Origin of the sequence: Vreelandella sedimenti (assembly GCF_013416325.1) — a bacterium.
Taxonomy (GTDB): Bacteria; Pseudomonadota; Gammaproteobacteria; order Pseudomonadales; family Halomonadaceae; genus Vreelandella; species Vreelandella sedimenti.
Map to the genome: position 1 here is coordinate 12,809 of NZ_JACCGK010000030.1, position 17,884 is coordinate 30,692.

The following is a 17,884-nucleotide window of genomic DNA, read 5'->3' on the forward strand; positions in this document are numbered from 1 at the left end:
CGGTGTATAGCTATGAAGGATGCTGGCCGACTAGGGCACGCAGTTCCCCTGGGTCGAGGCCGCGTTGGTCTGCCCGTTCATGGGTGCTCACCAGAGGCAATAGCTCGGCCATGGCGGCAAGTGCAATGGCATAGGGCGTCTTATTGCCGCCCTTGGTCTTTTCACCGTTTGCACCCGAAGCAACGCCGATGGGGCAGCGTACTCTGGCTAGCGCTGTCGCGGCATGCCCGGCCTCGGTCAGCCGCGAGCGAAAGCTGGCCCATTTGCTCTTCGAGCCGATCAGGCCGATTGAGGCCATGTCGTCACGACGCAGCAGGGCATCCACCAGCTCGCGATCCTCGGCATGGTCGTGTGTCAGCACTAGCGCGTGGCTGCCCGCTGGCAGCGCCGCGACGGCGGCCTGAAGGTCAGTCGCGTGGCGACAGGTCAGCCGCGGCTGTGCCTCGGCCCAGTCGGTGAAGGCGCTGTCGCGGCTGTCATGCCAAATCACTTGCCAGGGCAGTGGGGCGGCTAGACGCACCAGCTCGGTACCGACATGGCCGGCGCCGAAGATGGCCAGAGTTGCCGCACTGCCGGGGAAGATCTCTAGCAGCACGTTGACGAAGCCGCCGCAACATTGCCCGCTGCGCCCGCCCAGGGCGAAGGCCTCGAGGCTCATGCCTAGCGCTCTTGATGCCAGCCGCTCGCGGGCTGAATCGATCACCTGAAATTCGAAGGTGCCGCCACCCAGGGTATCGAACACGTCATCATCGGTGATGACCATCCGAGCGCCTGGCTCCCGGGGCGTGGAGCCAGCGCTGGTCACCACGGTGGCCAGCGCATGGGGTAGGCCGTCCCTCTGCAAGCGGTGCAGGGCCTCATGCCAGCTTTCGGGGCGCTGGACGTTCATTATTCGGCACCCTTTTCCAACGGCCACGTATCGTTCCGGGCGCCATACTTGGCGCGCAGTGTCTCGGCGGCCATGAGCACACGTTCCGGGGTGGCCGGCGTATCAAGTCGCGGCGCTTCAGCATAGTCAGCAAGACTCGCAAGAGCGTCACGCAACGCGGACCATACCGCCATGCCAAGCATGAAGGGAGGCTCCCCCACGGCCTTGGAACGATAGATGCTGGCCATGGAGTTGGGGTGTCCCTCCAGCAGATTGACATTGAACACCGGTGGCAAGTCGCCGTAGGTGGGAATCTTGTAGGTGGCCGGGCCATCAGAGATCAGCCGCCCGGCGTCGTTCCACTTAAGCTCCTCACTGGTCAGCCAGCCCATGCCCTGAATGAAGCCGCCCTCTACCTGGCCGATGTCGATGGCTGGGTTGAGTGAGTCACCTACGTCGTGAAGTATGTCCACACGGTCGACTTGGTACTCGCCAGTCAATGTGTCGACGCTGACTTCCGCCACGGCGGCGCCAAAGGCATAGTAGTAGAAGGGGCGCCCCTGGCCGACGTTACGGTCGTAGTGGATCAGCGGCGTAGCGTAGAAACCTTTCTCCGAGAGCGAAATACGGTTGAGGTAGGCGGACTGAACCAACTCGCCCCACGGTATCCGACGCTCGCTCTCGCCGTGGCCTGTAATCAGGTGCCCGGCTTCCAGGCGCATGTCTTCACGGTCGAGCCCCTGATCCGGATAGAGGTGCTCATGGGCAAAATCGAACAACCGCTGCTTTAACTTCATGCAAGCATCGCGTGCCGCCTGGCCGTTGAGGTCGGCGCCACTGGATGCGGCGGTGGGCGAGGTGTTGGGCACCTTGTCGGTGCGCGTGGCGGTGATGCGGACTTCCTTGGCATCGAGGCCCAGCTCACGGGCGGCTACCTGGCAGATCTTGGTATGCAGGCCTTGGCCCATCTCGGTGCCGCCATGGTTAATCATCACGCTGCCGTCGGTATAAACGTGCAGCAGGGCGCCGGCCTGATTGAGGTGCTTGGCGGTGAAGGAAATACCGAACTTCACCGGCGTCAGCGCCAAGCCACGCTTGACGATCGGGCTCTCGGCGTTGAATTCGGTGATCGCGTGGCGGCGTTCCCAGTAGTCGCTACTGGTCTCGAGCTGGTCAGTCAACTCCTTGAGCAAAGCGATCTGATCGACCTCCTGGCCATAGTGGGTCGTTTGACGGCCGGGACGGTAGAAGTTGCGCTTGCGGATCGTCAGTGGGTCTTCACCCATGCGACGGGCGATGTCGTCCATGGCCGCCTCGATCACCATCATGCCTTGAGGGCCGCCAAAGCCGCGAAAGGCGGTATTCGATGCGGTATGGGTGCGGGCACGGTGGCCGGTCACCCTGGCGTCGCCCAGCGAATAGGCGTTGTCGCTGTGGAACATGGCGCGATCGACGATGGCGTCGGAGAGGTCGGGGGAGTAGCCGCAATCACCGATCACGGTGATCTCGCCACCTAGGATCACGCCCTGATCGTCGACACCCAGCCGATAACGGTTATGGAAGGGGTGGCGCTTGCCGGTGGCGCGCATGTCCTCGGCACGAGGTAGGCGTACCCGGGTGGCGCGGCCGGTTCGTCGGGCAAACAGCGCAGCGATACAGGCCCAAGGCGATGCCTGGGTCTCCTTGCCGCCGAAACCGCCCCCCATGCGGCGTACCTCCACGGTCACGGCGTGAAACGGGATATCCAGTACCTCGGCCACCAGTTTCTGGGTTTCGCTGGGGTGCTGATTGGAGGTAAACACCACCACACCCTCGTCCTCGGTGGGCTGCACAAGGCAGGCCTGACCTTCCAAGTAGAAATGCTCTTGGCCGCCGACGAATTGTTCGCCTTCCACGGTCAGGGTGGCGTTATTCAGCGCTTGCTCCCAGTCACCGCTCTGTTGGACATGGCTGGGGCGCACAAATTCTTTCCGCTCGGCGGCGGCGACCGGGTCGAGGCAGGCCGGTTGCTCGTCGATCTCCACGACTGCCGCTTGGACGGCTTCCCGCGCAGCACGATGGCTCTCGGCAGCCACGGCGAAGATGACCTGGCCGACGTAGCTGATCTCGTCCTCGACGAAGATCGGGTCTCCAGGGAAGACCGGGCCTATATCGGTGTGGCCGGGCACCTCATTTACTGCAACGACATCCACGACGCCGGGCATGGCTTTGACTTTTTTCAGGTCGAGGCGGGTCAGACGACCATGGGCCACCGGTGACAGACCCAAGGCAACATGCAGGGTATTAGCAGGGGCGCTCAGGTCGTCAATGTAGGCCGCCCGCCCGGTGACATGCTTGACCGCGCTCTCATGGGCCTGGGAATGGGGGTGAGTATTGGTATAGAGAAGGGTATCGCGGGCCAGGGGGCCGTCGCCCTTGATGCGACCGTCGAGCTCGTGCCGGGCAGCCGCCGAGTCGGCACTCACATCGACCGTTATTTTATCTTGTTCCGGCGCGACATCAGGCGTCTTGGAAAGCTTAGTGAGCGTACGCATGGAGCATCACCTCCCGGGGGCTGTCTGTGGCGTTCTGCGCAATGACCAGGCGCAGGCGTTCGAGCAAGTTGGCGGCTGTAACTTGGCGGTAGTGGGCGCTGCCGCGTACATCCGACATGGGCTGGAAATCCTGAGACAGCGCCAGCCGTGCTTGCTGGAAGGCAGCCGGTGAGGGCTCCTTGCCCTCGAGCGCCGATTCGGCCCGGATCGCACGCTTGGGAATGGCGGCCATGCCGCCAAAGGCCAAGCGAACGTCGCGCAGTACGCCATCCTCCAGGCGCCAGGCGAAGGCCCCAAGTACCGCAGAAATATCGTCTTCTCGACGTTTGGAAAGCTTCCACACCTTGAGGGTTTCTCCCTCGATAGGGTGAGGCAGGAACAGGGCACGGATCGCTTCGCCCTGCTGTAGTGCGGTACGCTTGTAGTCGAGGAAGAAGTCCTCAAGCGGCAGTTCGCGCTCACCCTCGGAACCCACCAGCTTGAGACGTGAACCCAGCGCCAGCAGCACTGGCGGGGTGTCGCCAATCGGTGAGGCGTTAGCCACGTTGCCACCCAGTGTGCCGCGATTGCGGATCTGGGAAGAACCCAAGCGATGCAGCAGGTGGGCGAACGCGTCGTAGTGTGTTTCCAACAGCGGCTCAATACGAGTATAGGTCACGGCAGCGCCGATCCACCAGCCGCGGCGGCCGTCTTCGAGTGTGGTTTCTTCAATCACGTTCAACTCGGCGACGCGCGTGACATCGATTAGCCGCTCGAAGCGGGCTAGCCGCTGGGTGCTCTCCAGCCACAGGTCGGTGGCTCCGGCAACGAGGCGAGCCTCGGGATGACGCTCCAAGCACTCGATCAAACCAGTAAGCGTGGTGGGCTGGGCAAAGGAGCTTTCACTAATGACCGGTTCGGGTTTCGGCTCAGGGCCGGTGGCATCCATCCACAGCGGGCGATGCTCGGGGTGCTCGTTCATGGTCAACGCAGCGTCGCGGATCGGGCGGTAGCCGGTACAGCGACACAGGTTGCCCCCCAAGGCGGCCTCTAGACGCTGCGGCGTCAGCGGTGCCAGGGCCTTGTCTTCCTGTCGACGCTGTTGTTCATGAAGAGTGAACAGCGACATGACGATGCCTGGGGTGCAAAAGCCGCACTGGCTGCCGTGGCATTCGACCATGGCGGCCTGGGCGGGATGCAGCTTGTCACCATTGGCGAGACCATCCACGGTAATCAGGTGGTGTCCATTCAACTGATGGGCAGGGGTGATGCAGGCATTGGCGCTGTGATAGCGCAGCTCGCCATCAGCACCGGTTTCGCCAATGGCGACGGTGCAGGCGCCGCAGTCGCCGGAGGCGCAACCCTCCTTGGTACCCATTGCGCCAAGGCTTTCACGTAACAATTCAAGCACACTGGTTTCGGGTGTCACCTCGCAATGGCGGGGCTGCCCGTTGAGAAGGAAGTCGATCATCGCGTGTCTCTTGTTGATCTTGTTAAGGGGTGCGTTTTTCGCAATAAGTTGACCGATTGGTTAAGTCGTTTTCAGCATGTGCCAGGATGTAGAACTTTGCAAGTCCGAGAGCAGAGTTTTTGTGACCGAGGAAGGCTTAAAAGCGGACTGTAGGTGCTGGTTGTAACGCTAGATAATCCGACGACCCGCAACGAAGATCCCAAGCCGTTTCCGTTTCAGTGGCGGAAAAATGCTGATGAGATAGTGGCGTCGGTAGGTCGAGCAGCATTAGCCATGAAGGGATCGACCCACCTACAAACCAAGTTAACGATGCGAACTTGAGAAACACCACACTGCCCGAGGGTGAGACCTCTGCCTTCACTCCTTGAAAAGTTTCGTCTACGACAATAGTCAAAGCCACCTGTCCAAATGGTCAATTGTTGTTTAGTCTGCTTCTACGCTTGGTTTGACCAAGTGGTCAACATAGAAGACGCCTACTGGCAAGATACCCAATTTCCAATTCTTTCCAACAACAATGGGATCACCAATATGGAACCGAATTCCTCCTCCTTTGCCGATAAGAACACCGTACGCTCCGATGGGCAGGTCGCCGGGCCTGTCAACTGGCTGGATCACTATTTCGGCGTGACTCGGCGCGGCTCGTCGCTACGCACCGAAATCCTCGCCGGGATCGCCACGTTCCTGGCCTCCATGTATATCATCGTGGTCAACCCCGCGATTCTCAGCGACGCTGGCATCCCATTCTCCGCCGCCCTCTCGGCTACGGTGCTGATCAGTTTCATGAGTAGCCTGGCAATGGGCCTTTATGCACGCAACCCGATCTTGGTGGCCCCGGGCATGGGAATGAATGCTCTCTTCACCTACACCCTAGTACAGGGCGCCGGCCTCTCCTGGGAAGTGGCACTAGGTTGCGTATTCTGGTCCGGGGTGCTGTTCGCCATACTGGCCATGTTCAACGTACGCAAGGCTATCATCGAAGCCATTCCCGCCTCGCTGCGCTATGCAATCACCTGTGGCATTGGCTTGTTCATCACCTTTATCGGTTTCAAGAATGCGGGCTTCATCGTCGGCAGCGATGCCACCTTGGTCACGCTGGGCAATATGGATGCCAGTATGATTACATTCTTTATTGGCATGATGGCGACGGCGATCCTGGTCATCCTGCGCTTCAACGGTGCGTTGATCCTGGGTATCGCCTTAACCACCCTGCTGGCCTCGCCCATGGGCCGGCTATGGGGCGGCGACGTGGTGGTGGAGTGGAGCGGCCTGACTGCCTGGCCAGACTTCAGTGCGGTGATGCAGGTGGACATCTGGGGAGCGCTGAAGGTTGCCTATCTGCCGTTCATCTTCGTGATGCTATTCACCAACTTCTTCGATGCCTTGTCGTGCTTCATGGCCCTCTCCGAGTCAGCCAACCTCAAGGACAAGGATGGCAACCCTCGTAACCTGAAGCGTTCCATGACCGTCGATGCCTTCGCCTCGATGATTGCTGCCCCTCTGGGTACCAGTGCGGCCCAGACTTTCATCGAATCCGGCGCCGGTGTTGCCCAAGGCGGTCGAACCGGTCTAGTGGCGGTGACCATCGGCCTGATGTTTCTGCCCTTTCTGTTCCTATCGCCGCTGCTCTCGCTGATACCAGGCATCGCCACCGCCCCAGCGCTCGTGTTGGTAGGGCTCTTCATGCTGGCCCCTATCAGCAAGATCGAGTGGGCCAAGTTCGACCAGGCCTTCCCGGCCTTCCTGGCCATCATCCTGATGCCGCTGACCTATTCGATCACCCTAGGTATCGCCTTCGGCTTTCTCAGCTTTGTGCTGATCAAGCTTTTCACCGGCCGCATTGAGGAGATCAAGCCAGCCATGTGGGTCTCGGCTGCCCTCAGCGTGGTGATGCTCGTGACCACTCACTAAGGGTAAGTCGGCGACCAGGAAGCTAAGTTTTCCCGTGACAGATTCACTGGCACGGGAAAGTCTAGGCACCTTACCAGTGAGTGGTTGACGTGTCATGGCAGGGATATTGGCAAGCTAAGAGCAAACCCGCACAGTAGCGGTTCCGAAGCCCATCACCCTGCGAATCTGCAATCCCACGACTGATACTCACCAATGAAAACTGGTCGACGCTTAAAACTATCCTGCTTCAACACGGCATTTATCTAAGGTTATGACAGTGACACTGTTGTCGGGACTTACATAATGTTAGAGGAAGTGAACATTTCTTATAGTTAAGGTTGCACTGCATATGGGTACAGTTTATATTTTTATTGTATACAATTTTATTATTTTTATGCACTCATTAGAACGTTGTTTCACAACAAGGAGCTTACATCATGCCTTCGCCCAATTATCCTCGTGACTTGGTCGGCTATGGCTGTACTCCTCCTCAGGCCAATTGGCCTGGCAAGGCGAAAATTGCTGTGCAATTCGTGCTGAACTACGAAGAGGGTGCAGAGAACTCGGTACTACACGGCGACACCGGTTCCGAGCAGTTCCTTTCCGAGATAGTCGGTGCGCCTGCTTTTTCCAATCGCCACCTGAGCATGGAATCCATTTATGAGTATGGCTCGCGGGCAGGGGTATGGCGTATCTTGCGTGAATTCGAACGACGTGGTTTGCCGCTGACCATTTTCGGCGTGGCCATGGCGCTGGAGCGTAACCCCGAGGTGGCTCACGCCTTTCNCGCTGGAGCGTAACCCCGAGGTGGCTCACGCCTTTCAGGAGTTGGGTCATGAGATTGCGTGTCACGGCTATCGTTGGATCAATTACCAGGAAGTGCCAGAAGCGCTGGAACGCCAGCACATGGAGCGTGCTGTCGAGGTATTTCAAAACCTTTACGGTGCGAAGCCGCTGGGTTGGTATACCGGCCGCGACAGCCCCAATACGCGCCGTCTGATATTGGATCAAGGCGGTTTTTTGTACGACAGCGACTACTACGGTGATGACTTACCGTTCTGGACACGCGAGAAGGACAGCCAGGGCCATACGCACCCTCATCTAGTAGTGCCTTATACGCTGGACTCTAATGATATGCGCTTTGCCTCGCCACAGGGTTTTAATACCGCTGATCATTTCTTTAGCTATCTGCGCGATGCTTTTGACGTGTTATACGCGGAGGGAGCAGAAGTGCCAAAAATGCTCTCTATCGGCTTGCATTGCCGCCTGATAGGACGTCCTGGCCGTTTTATCGCACTCCAGCGTTTTCTTGATCATATTGAAGCGCATGACCGTGTCTGGGTAAGTCGGCGCGTGGATATCGCCCAGCATTGGGTAAAGCACCATCCCGCCTGCTGAGCTGATCGATGCAGGTCTAGAGAAATAATTATTAGTAACTTCTTATCTACTAAGGTCTCTTTTTTTGTTCGCCTAAAAGCGATAACCCTGAAGCGAGTGAACGAGCCATGAGTGACAAGGATAACAAAAAACATCTGATACCCGCGCTTGAACGAGGACTAATGATCTTAATGGAGCTCAATCATCATCACCGAGAGATGAGTTTTTCCGAGCTTGTTAAGCGAGTGGGTTATCCACAAGCAACGTCGCATCGAGCGGTACAGACCTTGGAACAGATGGGGTTTTTACGTCATCACCCAGTCACGGGTTTATATTCCCTTGGGGTCAATGTATTGCGTCTAGGCTTTGAATACGTCGCGTCGCTGGATGTAGTGCAGGTTGGACAGCCAGTTATTGAGTCTTTGTGTGAGCAGACCGGTTGTTCAAGCCATATCGCTATTCGAGATGGTCGTGATGCGGTCTACGTGGCGAGAGTCGGGGCATCGAACGCCACTATTCGCCGTGTGAGTGTCGGAACCCGTTTGCCGTTGCATTGCACTTCTTTGGGACGGATGCTGCTTGCCGATCTATCAAGAGAGGAATTCGAAACTCTTTATCCACCAGATTACCTTTTAGATAAGGAGCCGGGTGCGCCTGCCAACCGTGATGTTCTCTGGGATCTAGTGCAGGAAGACCGGCAGCGTGGATATGTGATTGCGGACTCCTATTATCACTTTGGTATCTCTTCGGTTGTCTATCCCCTCTATAACCATGATGGTTCTATGGAAGGCGTTATTAGCATTATGGTGCCAGTACATGAAGTCCCTGCCGAAAAGCGTGATCAATTACGGCACTGCGTCGCTGAAGCTGCCGGAACCATTTCCGCTATGTTGGGTTACGGATAAATTTCTTGATCCCTTGTTTATGTATATAAAAAAATCCAGACGATAAAATGACCACAATAAAGGAAAGGTGATGGCCAAGCGTAACTATTATGCCCCCAAGGGAGGATTGCCAGCACAGACACAACTGCTGTCGGATCGTGCCGTGTTTACCGAAGCCTATGCAGTGATACCTAAAGGGGTCATGCGTGACATTGTGACCAGTAATTTACCGTTTTGGGATAAAACCCGCCTATGGGTGTTGTCTCGCCCCCTATCTGGCTTTGCCGAAACGTTTTCACAATACATTATGGAAGTATCTCCAGGCGGTGGCAGCGAAAAGCCGGAACTAGATCCGGCAGCCGAGGGGGTGCTGTTCATCGTTGAAGGCGAACTGACCCTCACCCTGGCGGGTGAAACTCACCTCATGCAGCCCGGCGGCTATGCTTTTTTACCCCCAGGTATTAGCTGGCAGGCTCATAATAGGACTGACGAGCCGGTTCGCTTTCATTGGGTGCGCAAGGCTTACGAATATGTTGAAGGCATTAAAGCACCTGCGTCATTCGTCACTAACGAAAACGCCATTGAACCATCGGCCATGCCGGGTACCGATGAAAAATGGGTGACTACACGCTTCGTCGAACCGGATGACGTCCGCCATGACATGCATGTCAATATCGTCACTCTGCAACCTGGAGCAGTCATCCCTTTCGATGAAACCCATGTCATGGAACACGGGCTTTACGTGCTTGAAGGTAAGGCTGTTTATCACTTGAATCAGAGTTGGGTTGAGGTCGAGGCTGGCGACTTTATGTGGTTGCGCGCGTTCTGCCCGCAGGCCTGTTATGCCGGCGGCCCAGGGCCGTTTCGCTATCTGCTCTACAAGGACGTTAACCGCCATATGAAACTGGGTTGCGTGGGGGCACGCTGAGGCGTTACTTGGCACAAGTTGAAACCGAGGGTGATGGCGATGACGTACACACTCTGGTCAATAGCTTTGCTAGCCAGTTGAGGTGCCTTTGGCGCTAAATTTTCTCGAATGTTATCCGCTATCCCTTAAGGTTTTTATAGGCTAACAGCCAAGGCTGTTGGTCTATTAGTGGTGCCTGATTTTTCTCTCCTTAATTCTATAATTTCATCTTCGCATTCTGCGCATACTTACAATTGCTATATTTTAATAAGCACTTGTTTATTAAGTAAATATATTGGCGTTAAATTTTTTATGGAAATATTTTCCATAAAAAATTGACACTCATGAAGTAGGCGTCTATTTTTGAATACAAGAACAAATCTAAAATGAATACATAAATTGTATTCAATTGTTGAGGAGAAATTGTAATGGCTAAAATGACAGCTGCGGAAGCCGCCATTCATGTTCTGAAGAAAGAAGGTATCGACGTTGCCTTTGGGTTGCCGGGTGCCGCAATCAATCCTTTTTACGCTGCCATGCGCAAGGTAGGGGGTGTCGATCACATCCTGGCACGCCATGTTGAAGGGGCTTCGCACATGGCCGAGGGTTATACCCGGACAAAAGCGGGGAATATCGGGGTATGTATCGGTACTTCTGGTCCCGCCGGCACCGACATGATCACCGGGCTGTATTCCGCCAGCGCCGATTCCATCCCGATTCTGTGCATCACCGGTCAAGCGCCACGGGCCAAGTTGCACAAGGAAGACTTCCAGGCAGTGGATATTCAGACCATTGCCGGGCCGGTTACAAAATGGGCGATTACCGTGATGGAACCGGCCCAAGTGCCGCGAGCCTTCCAGAAAGCCTTTCAACTAATGCGTTCGAGCCGCCCCGGCCCGGTGTTGATCGATCTGCCGATCGACGTTCAGATGAGCGAAATCGAGTTTGATCCGGATACCTACGAATCACTTCCGGCCTATAAGCCGTCTGCTTCGCGTGCCCAGATTGAAAAAGCGTTGACCATGCTCAACGAGTCCGAAAAGCCGCTGTTGGTCGCGGGGGGCGGGATCATCAATGCAGATGCCGCAGAGCAACTTGTCGAGTTTGCCGAACTTACCGGCGTGCCGGTAATTCCGACGCTGATGGGCTGGGGTACGATTCCCGACGACCACCCGTTGATGGCTGGCATGGTGGGCTTACAGACATCTCATCGATACGGCAACGCAACCATGCTTGCCTCGGATTTCGTGATGGGTATCGGCAACCGTTGGGCCAATCGCCACACCGGTAACGTCGAAACATATACCAAAGACCGTAAGTTTGTTCACGTCGACATCGAGCCGACACAGATCGGGCGCATCTTCGGCCCTGATTACGGCATCGTTTCTGATGCCAAGCTGGCACTGACACTGTTCCTTGAAGTGGCTCGCGAAATGAAGGCGAAGGGCAAACTCAAGGATCGCAGTGCCTGGGCCGCGGAATGCCAGGAGCGCAAACGCACGCTGCTGCGCAAGACGCACTTCGATAACGTGCCGGTCAAACCCCAGCGTGTTTACGAAGAAATGAACAAGGTGTTCGGCAAGAATGCCCGCTATATCAGCACCATCGGTCTGTCACAGATTGCGGGCGCTCAGTTCCTACACGTTTACAAGCCGCGTCACTGGATCAACTGTGGCCAAGCGGGACCGCTAGGCTGGACTATTCCAGCGGCGTTGGGCGTGTGCCGTGCTGACCCTGAAGCTGAAGTGGTGGCACTTTCCGGTGACTACGATTTCCAGTTCATGGTCGAAGAACTGGCAGTCGGGGCGCAATTCAACCTGCCCTATATCCATGTGCTGGTGAACAACTCCTATCTCGGGTTGATTCGTCAGGCCCAGCGCGGCTTCGACATGGATTACTGCGTGCAACTTTCTTTCAAAAACATTAACTACACCGACGAAGAGGCTGAATTAGCTGAGTACGGTGTAGACCATATTGCTGTTGCCGAAGGCCTGGGTTGTAAAGCGCTGCGCGTAATAAAGCCTGAGGATATCGCTCCGGCATTTGAAAAGGCCCGCGAACTGATGCGTGAACATCGCGTACCTGTAGTAGTTGAGATCATTCTTGAGCGTATCACCAATATTTCCATGGGTACCGACCTTGATGGCGTCAATGAATTCGAAGAACTGGCTGAAAACTTGACGGATGCGCCTAGCTCCATCGCCAGTTTGACCTAAGCTTGGCCCTGGTGACCACCGAGGTTCGGTACCAGGGCAATTATTATCACTAAGATAAAAACAAGGAGACTTGCATGCCCAAATTTGCCGCGAATCTCAGCATGATGTTCACCGAAGTAGACTTTCTCGATCGTTTCAAGGCCGCCGCCGACGCTGGCTTTAAGGGTGTCGAATACCTTTTTCCTTATGACTACCCGGTAGCACAAATCAAGGAACGTTTGGATGCCAATGGCCTCACCCAGGTGTTGCACAATTTGCCAGCAGGCGATTGGGGCGCCGGTGAGCGTGGCATCGCTTGCCATCCGGATCGTGTGGAAGAATTTCGCGCAGGTGTTGATCATGCAATCGAATACGCCACTGCGCTGGGGTGCCAACAGGTAAATTGCCTGGCAGGTATCCAGCCGCAAGGCGTAACCGCTGCCGCAGCGCGCAGCACCTTGATTGAAAACCTGCGTTACGCCGCTGAAAAGCTCAAGGCAGCCGGCATTCTGCTGTTGGCAGAACCGATCAACACCCGCGATATTCCAGGCTTTTTCCTCAACCGTACTGAGCAGGCACTGGCACTCTTCGATGAGGTTGGCAGTGACAACTTGAAGCTGCAGTACGACATCTACCACATGCAAATCATGGAGGGGGATCTGGCACCTACGATTGAAAAGCACCTCGCGCGGATTGCGCACGTGCAGTTGGCGGATAACCCAGGACGGAATGAGCCAGGTACCGGTGAAATCAATTATCCCTTCCTGTTCGCTCATCTTTACCGCTTGGGCTATGACGGCTGGATCGGCTGCGAATACAAGCCCAAGGCGGCAACGTCGGAAGGGCTGGTTTGGTTAGAGGCGGTGCGCTGAACACCCCAAGTATGAATAAGTACAAATTGCGTTAGTTTGAAGGAGAAAGAGGATGAGCAAGATTGGTTTTATCGGTTTAGGCATTATGGGACGCCCTATGGCAGGCCACCTGCTCGATGCGGGCCACTCTTTGGTGACCGTCAAACGCGGCCCCTTGGATGCAACGCTTGCCGATAAGGGCATGCAAGAGACGGCTAATCCAAAAGAAGTTGCCCAAGCATCAGATGTCATTATCACCATGGTGCCGGATACGCCAGATGTAGAGAGTGTATTGTTCGGTGAGAACGGCGTGATAGAGGGCCTCAAGCCCGGCACCCTGGTCATCGACATGAGCTCCATTGCCCCAATGCAGACCCAGGCATTCGCCAAGCGCATTACTGAAGCCGGTGGTGAGTTTGTTGATGCCCCTGTTTCCGGTGGTGAAGGCGGTGCGATCAATGCCGCGCTGACCATTATGGTAGGGGCGACGGACAAAGGTTTTGAAAGCGCCAAGCCGCTGCTTGAAGTCGTCGGCAAGGTCATTACGCACATTGGTGGTCACGGAGCAGGCCAGACCTGCAAGGTCGCCAACCAGATCGTTGTTGCACTGACTATTGAGGCCGTTGCAGAGGGGCTGCTGTTCGCCTCCAAGGCCGGTGCCGATGTCGCCAAAGTGCGTGAATCCCTGTTGGGCGGCCTCGCTCAGTCGAAAATTCTGGATGTGCATGGCGAGCGCATGATTAAGCGTACCTTTGACCCTGGCTTTCGCATCCGCCTGCATCAGAAAGATCTCAACTTGGCATTGGAGGGTGCACGTAGCCTTAACCTCTCTTTACCGGGTACGGCAAATGCCCAGCAGCTATTCCAGGCATGTGCCGCGAATGGCGGTGCGGATTGGGACCATGCGGGAATCCTGCGTGCCCTGGAAAAGCTGGCGAATTATGAAATTGGCCAGTAATGCCTTTTATGGCGTGACTGACTGATTGACGGAGGTTTCATTACTGTTTTACGGCGGGCATCGTTCTGCGGTCCGCCCTCGTTATTGCATGTGACTCGTTGCCTTTTCCCGGTGCAAGACCTCCGTTCCGTTATGTGTCTTTCACCGGTTTTTTTGTCCCCTTTTTCCTATTCCCCCCGGCCCTTGCCTGTGGAGTCTACCGATGAATGCCCTTTTTCGCTTAGCACCCTTTACTAGTGAAGAGGCCTCGCGCCAGTGGTTAGTGCACCTGGCTGAAACGGCCATCGCTGCGGTGCATCCTTTCAGCTTACTGCCAGACCAACTACCAGAAAAACCGGCCGGTCGAACCGTTGTCGTCGGTGCTGGAAAAGCCGCCGCTGCTATGGCAAGCGCACTAGAGTTAGCTTGGGTTGAGCGTGCACGTAACAACGGTGAAGCAATTGACTTGGACGGAGTGGTGGTGACTCGCTATAAACACGGTGCTGATTGTCAGCACATCGAAGTGTTAGAAGCGTCCCATCCCATGCCCGATGCACTTGGTGAGCAAGCCGCCAAACGAATGCTTGAAGCGGTGAAAAACCTCAGCGAATACGATCAGGTGATTTCTTTGATCTCTGGAGGCGGTTCTGCATTGATGACGCTACCCGCCGCAGGTATCAGTTTGAAGGACAAGCAGGCTGTTAACAAAGCGTTGCTGCGCTGTGGCGCACCGATACGCGACATCAATACGGTGCGTCGTCACTTGTCTGGGATCAAGGGTGGGCGTTTGGCTGCTCACGCTCACCCGGCTCGGGTGGTGACATACCTTATTTCTGATGTGCCGGGTGATGATCCTACACTGATTGCTTCAGGTCCCACCCTGCCAGATAACTCAAAACCGCTTGATGCCATGGAGATTCTCGAACGCCACGCCATCGAGGTTCCTGATAACGTGCGTCAACATCTGATGGCCAATCACGACGCGCCTCAAGCCTGTAGTCCTGAGTTTGCACGCGACCAGTCCATGATCCTGGCGCGAGCCAGTGATGCCCTTGAGGCTGCTCGGCTTAGTGCCGAAAAAAGTGCGGTCGACGTCAGAGTGTTGGGCGATGATTTGGAAGGTGACGCTCGTGATTTAGGTATTGCTCAAGCGCATATGGTGCGCAAACTGCAAGGTGAAATTACACGTCCACTGCTGGTGCTCTCAGGTGGCGAGACCAGCGTCACTGTGCGTGGCGATGGGCGTGGTGGGCGCAATGTCGAATATCTATTAGGGCTTTTCGACACACTTGAGGGTGCAGAGGGCGTTTATGCACTCGCTGTCGATACCGATGGCATTGATGGCTCTGAGGACAACGCCGGTGCTGTATTCGGCCCCGAGAGCTGGAAACGTGCAAAAGCCTTGCAGTTGTCAGCAAGAGATTATCTGAACCGTAATGATGCTTACAGTTTTTTTGCTGCTATTAACGATTTGGTTGTGACCGGTCCGACCCGAACTAATGTCAATGATTTTCGAGCTATTCTTGTTCTCCCGAGGCCAGTATGAAACCAACCGCTTATACCCCCATTCGTCGCACTAAAATAGTGGCCACCCTAGGCCCCGCCAGTGACCGTGAAGGTGTGCTGGAAGGTATGCTGCGGGCAGGTGTGGATGTCGTTCGACTCAATTTCTCCCATGGTTCGGCTGATGATCATCGCCGTCGGCTAGTCGAAGTGCGTGAGATCTCCCAACGGCTAGGCAGAAGCGTAGCGGTGTTAGCTGATTTGCAAGGCCCTAAAATTCGTATCGCTCGCTTCAAGGACGATGCGGTTGTGCTTGGAGAAGGCCAGCCCTTCGTGCTTGACATGTTGTTGGATAGCAATGCCGGCGATATCACGCGTGTCGGTTGTGACTATAAGACGTTGGCGGACGATGTCATCGTAGGTGACCGCCTACTGCTTGACGATGGTCGTTTGGTGCTCGAAGTCAGTGCCATTAAAGGCCAAGAAATCCATACTCGGGTTGTTGTTGGAGGTAAACTTTCCAACAACAAGGGCATCAATAAGCAGGGAGGCGGGTTATCTGCGGCAGCTCTTACCGACAAGGATAAACGAGACATTAAGACCGCCATCGAAATAGGTGTTGACTACCTTGCGGTATCTTTTCCACGTAGCGCTGCTGACATGCAGGAAGCTCGCAAGCTGCTGGGTGAGGATGGTAAAGAAATCGGTCTTGTAGCGAAGATTGAGCGTGCCGAAGCGGTGGCTGATGATGAAATTTTAGATGGCATTATTAAGGCATCCGAAGCAGTCATGGTGGCACGGGGTGACCTGGGGGTAGAAATCGGGGATGCTCAGTTGATCGGTGTGCAAAAACGCATGATCAAGCGCGCACGTAGCCTCAACCGTGCGGTGATCACCGCCACGCAGATGATGGAGACCATGATTAGTGCGCCGCTGCCAACGCGTGCTGAGGTTTTCGATGTTGCCAATGCCGTTCTAGATGGCACCGATGCGGTGATGCTATCCGCTGAAACCGCTGCCGGGGACTTTCCTGTAGAAACCGTGAAGGCAATGGATCGTTTATGCCTGGGGGCCGAACGTGAGCGGAGCGCTCAGGAATCTGGCCACCGCATCCATCAAGATTTTTTGCAGGCCGACGAAACGGTTGCTCTTTCTGCCATGTACGCTGCGAACCATCTCGCTGGAGTCACCGCTATTGCCTGTATGACGTCTAGTGGTTTTACGGCGATGATCGCCTCACGCATACATTCAGGATTGCCCATTATCGGTCTAGCGCAAAGTGAAATTTCTCAACGACGTATGGCACTGTATCGCGGTGTGGTCTCTCTGGCATTTGATACAACGAGTATGAAAGCCGAAGAACTCAATGATAAAGCAATAGAATTACTGGTATCTAAAGGAATTGTTTCCCAAAATGATCATGTCATCCTTACCCGTGGCAACCATATGAATGCACACGGGGGCACTAACACCATGAAAATTCTTGCTGTAAACCAGAGCATAAGATGATCGGAAACGCTACAAAAAATGCTTGAGTTAGCTCTTGAGAAATAACCATCTCCAACGATAAAGCATTGATCTTATGTTGGTTGTATTGGGGGATACATGTTAAGTTCCAGCGAGGATCGTTAGAGACAAACAATATGAACCTCGGCTGGCATAAAAATCGCTTTAATAAACCAAAAGAAGGTCGCGTCGGTGACCAGGACATCGTTGACCACATCCGGTCGGCTGTACTGATGCAACGTTTGACTCCCAATACTAAATTGCCTGAGATAACGTTAGGTGAAGTATTTGGAGTCAGTCGCTCGGTGGTGCGTAAGGCACTAACACGGCTAGATGCCGAGCATGTCATTGATCAACGCCCCAATCAGGTCGCTCGCGTGCGTGCTCCTTCAATCGAAGAAACTCGTGAGACCTTTTCTGCACGCAGGTTAGTCGAAGGTGAAATTGTGGCGCTGCTTGCAGGCAAGCTGGAAACTAGCGCTAAGAAAGCATTGCAACAGCAAGTCGTACTTGAAAAGCAGGCTTATGAAAATAATAACGAACCAGCACGCATTGAACATTCACTGAATATTCATCACCTTCTTGCCGAACGTTCCCCTAATAGTATCATGGGTGCGATGCTTACCGATTTAGTACTACGTACTTCTATCGTTATTGCACTTTATAAACCTCCGAGCTTATTATCTTGTTATTTAGAGGGAGACCATGCTCAACTACTTTCGCATCTTGTAAATGGAGATGCCGAAGCGGCTCGGAACTCCGTACATACTCACCTCAATAGCTTAGAATCTTTGCTTGTACTCACCTCCAGGGAACCTGATACTGATCTTATGGCTATTTTAGGCGGTAATTAAATTAATAACGCAAAGTTTTTATTTAAATACATGGCGCCTATAAAGGCGCCATGTATAAGCCCTTTTTTTTATCGTTAACTACAGCAGTAAACGACGAATATCGGTGAGCACATCGGCCAGGAAGGCGGTAA

General features: G+C 55.0%; 12 protein-coding genes and 1 pseudogene. 10 read left to right on the plus strand and 3 right to left on the minus strand.

Annotated elements, in window-relative coordinates; translation table 11 throughout:
* Nucleotides 1-10: 10 nt before the first annotated feature.
* Genes xdhC through xdhA form a run of 3 tightly spaced genes read right to left on the minus strand, consistent with a single transcriptional unit; the run spans nt 11 to nt 4,852 of the window.
* Complete coding sequence (gene xdhC, locus HZU72_RS22490) at nt 11-889, minus strand: xanthine dehydrogenase accessory protein XdhC (protein ID WP_180096090.1); 879 nt, start codon at nt 887-889, stop codon at nt 11-13.
* Complete coding sequence (gene xdhB / locus HZU72_RS22495; RefSeq protein ID WP_208458198.1) at nt 889-3,402, minus strand: xanthine dehydrogenase molybdopterin binding subunit; 2,514 nt, start codon at nt 3,400-3,402, stop codon at nt 889-891. Before xdhB ends, xdhC begins: the two co-directional genes overlap by 1 nt.
* Entirely contained in the window at nt 3,386-4,852 is a 1,467-nt protein-coding gene (gene xdhA / locus HZU72_RS22500) for a xanthine dehydrogenase small subunit (protein ID WP_180096092.1), read from the minus strand. Before xdhA ends, xdhB begins: the two co-directional genes overlap by 17 nt.
* A 528-nt stretch (nt 4,853-5,380) precedes the next feature.
* Here xdhA and HZU72_RS22505 point away from each other — a divergent pair.
* The 10 genes and pseudogenes from HZU72_RS22505 (at nt 5,381) to HZU72_RS22550 (ending at nt 17,753) form a co-directional block, all read left to right on the plus strand.
* Entirely contained in the window at nt 5,381-6,760 is a 1,380-nt protein-coding gene (locus tag HZU72_RS22505) for an NCS2 family permease (protein ID WP_180096094.1), read from the plus strand.
* Nucleotides 6,761-7,176: 416 nt separating this feature from the next.
* Nucleotides 7,177-8,137: pseudogene (puuE, locus tag HZU72_RS22510) on the plus strand (allantoinase PuuE).
* Between the two features lie 107 nt (nt 8,138-8,244).
* Nucleotides 8,245-9,021, plus strand: a complete 777-nt coding sequence (locus HZU72_RS22515) for an IclR family transcriptional regulator (protein ID WP_180096096.1) — start codon at nt 8,245-8,247, stop codon at nt 9,019-9,021.
* A 70-nt stretch (nt 9,022-9,091) separates the two neighbouring features.
* Nucleotides 9,092-9,928, plus strand: a complete 837-nt coding sequence (locus HZU72_RS22520; RefSeq protein ID WP_180096098.1) for a bifunctional allantoicase/(S)-ureidoglycine aminohydrolase — start codon at nt 9,092-9,094, stop codon at nt 9,926-9,928.
* A gap of 407 nt (nt 9,929-10,335) precedes the next feature.
* The gene (gene gcl / locus HZU72_RS22525; protein ID WP_180096100.1) at nt 10,336-12,123 is read left to right on the plus strand and encodes a glyoxylate carboligase; all 1,788 of its coding nucleotides are present in this window, start codon (nt 10,336-10,338) and stop codon (nt 12,121-12,123) included.
* A gap of 74 nt (nt 12,124-12,197) precedes the next feature.
* Entirely contained in the window at nt 12,198-12,974 is a 777-nt protein-coding gene (gene hyi, locus HZU72_RS22530) for a hydroxypyruvate isomerase (protein WP_180096102.1), read from the plus strand.
* 52 nt (nt 12,975-13,026) lie between these two features.
* Entirely contained in the window at nt 13,027-13,911 is an 885-nt protein-coding gene (locus tag HZU72_RS22535; protein WP_180096104.1) for a 2-hydroxy-3-oxopropionate reductase, read from the plus strand.
* Between the two features lie 202 nt (nt 13,912-14,113).
* Nucleotides 14,114-15,436, plus strand: a complete 1,323-nt coding sequence (locus HZU72_RS22540; protein WP_180096106.1) for a glycerate kinase type-2 family protein — start codon at nt 14,114-14,116, stop codon at nt 15,434-15,436.
* Nucleotides 15,433-16,902 (plus strand): pyruvate kinase, encoded by a 1,470-nt coding sequence (gene pyk, locus HZU72_RS22545; protein ID WP_180096108.1) that lies wholly within the window; start codon nt 15,433-15,435, stop codon nt 16,900-16,902. Before HZU72_RS22540 ends, pyk begins: the two co-directional genes overlap by 4 nt.
* Nucleotides 16,903-17,036: 134 nt before the next feature.
* Complete coding sequence (locus HZU72_RS22550) at nt 17,037-17,753, plus strand: GntR family transcriptional regulator (RefSeq protein WP_180096109.1); 717 nt, start codon at nt 17,037-17,039, stop codon at nt 17,751-17,753.
* Nucleotides 17,754-17,884 lie beyond the last annotated feature (131 nt).

What these genes read in the sequence shown, in the direction of transcription:
- xdhC (WP_180096090.1), bottom strand. Translation starts at nt 889, where the DNA reads ATGAACGTCCAGCGCCCCGAAAGCTGGCATGAGGCCCTGCACCGCTTG.
- xdhB (WP_208458198.1), bottom strand. Translation starts at nt 3,402, where the DNA reads ATGCGTACGCTCACTAAGCTTTCCAAGACGCCTGATGTCGCGCCGGAA.
- xdhA (WP_180096092.1), bottom strand. Translation starts at nt 4,852, where the DNA reads ATGATCGACTTCCTTCTCAACGGGCAGCCCCGCCATTGCGAGGTGACA.
- HZU72_RS22505 (WP_180096094.1), top strand. Translation starts at nt 5,381, where the DNA reads ATGGAACCGAATTCCTCCTCCTTTGCCGATAAGAACACCGTACGCTCC.
- HZU72_RS22515 (WP_180096096.1), top strand. Translation starts at nt 8,245, where the DNA reads ATGAGTGACAAGGATAACAAAAAACATCTGATACCCGCGCTTGAACGA.
- HZU72_RS22520 (WP_180096098.1), top strand. Translation starts at nt 9,092, where the DNA reads ATGGCCAAGCGTAACTATTATGCCCCCAAGGGAGGATTGCCAGCACAG.
- gcl (WP_180096100.1), top strand. Translation starts at nt 10,336, where the DNA reads ATGGCTAAAATGACAGCTGCGGAAGCCGCCATTCATGTTCTGAAGAAA.
- hyi (WP_180096102.1), top strand. Translation starts at nt 12,198, where the DNA reads ATGCCCAAATTTGCCGCGAATCTCAGCATGATGTTCACCGAAGTAGAC.
- HZU72_RS22535 (WP_180096104.1), top strand. Translation starts at nt 13,027, where the DNA reads ATGAGCAAGATTGGTTTTATCGGTTTAGGCATTATGGGACGCCCTATG.
- HZU72_RS22540 (WP_180096106.1), top strand. Translation starts at nt 14,114, where the DNA reads ATGAATGCCCTTTTTCGCTTAGCACCCTTTACTAGTGAAGAGGCCTCG.
- pyk (WP_180096108.1), top strand. Translation starts at nt 15,433, where the DNA reads ATGAAACCAACCGCTTATACCCCCATTCGTCGCACTAAAATAGTGGCC.
- HZU72_RS22550 (WP_180096109.1), top strand. Translation starts at nt 17,037, where the DNA reads ATGAACCTCGGCTGGCATAAAAATCGCTTTAATAAACCAAAAGAAGGT.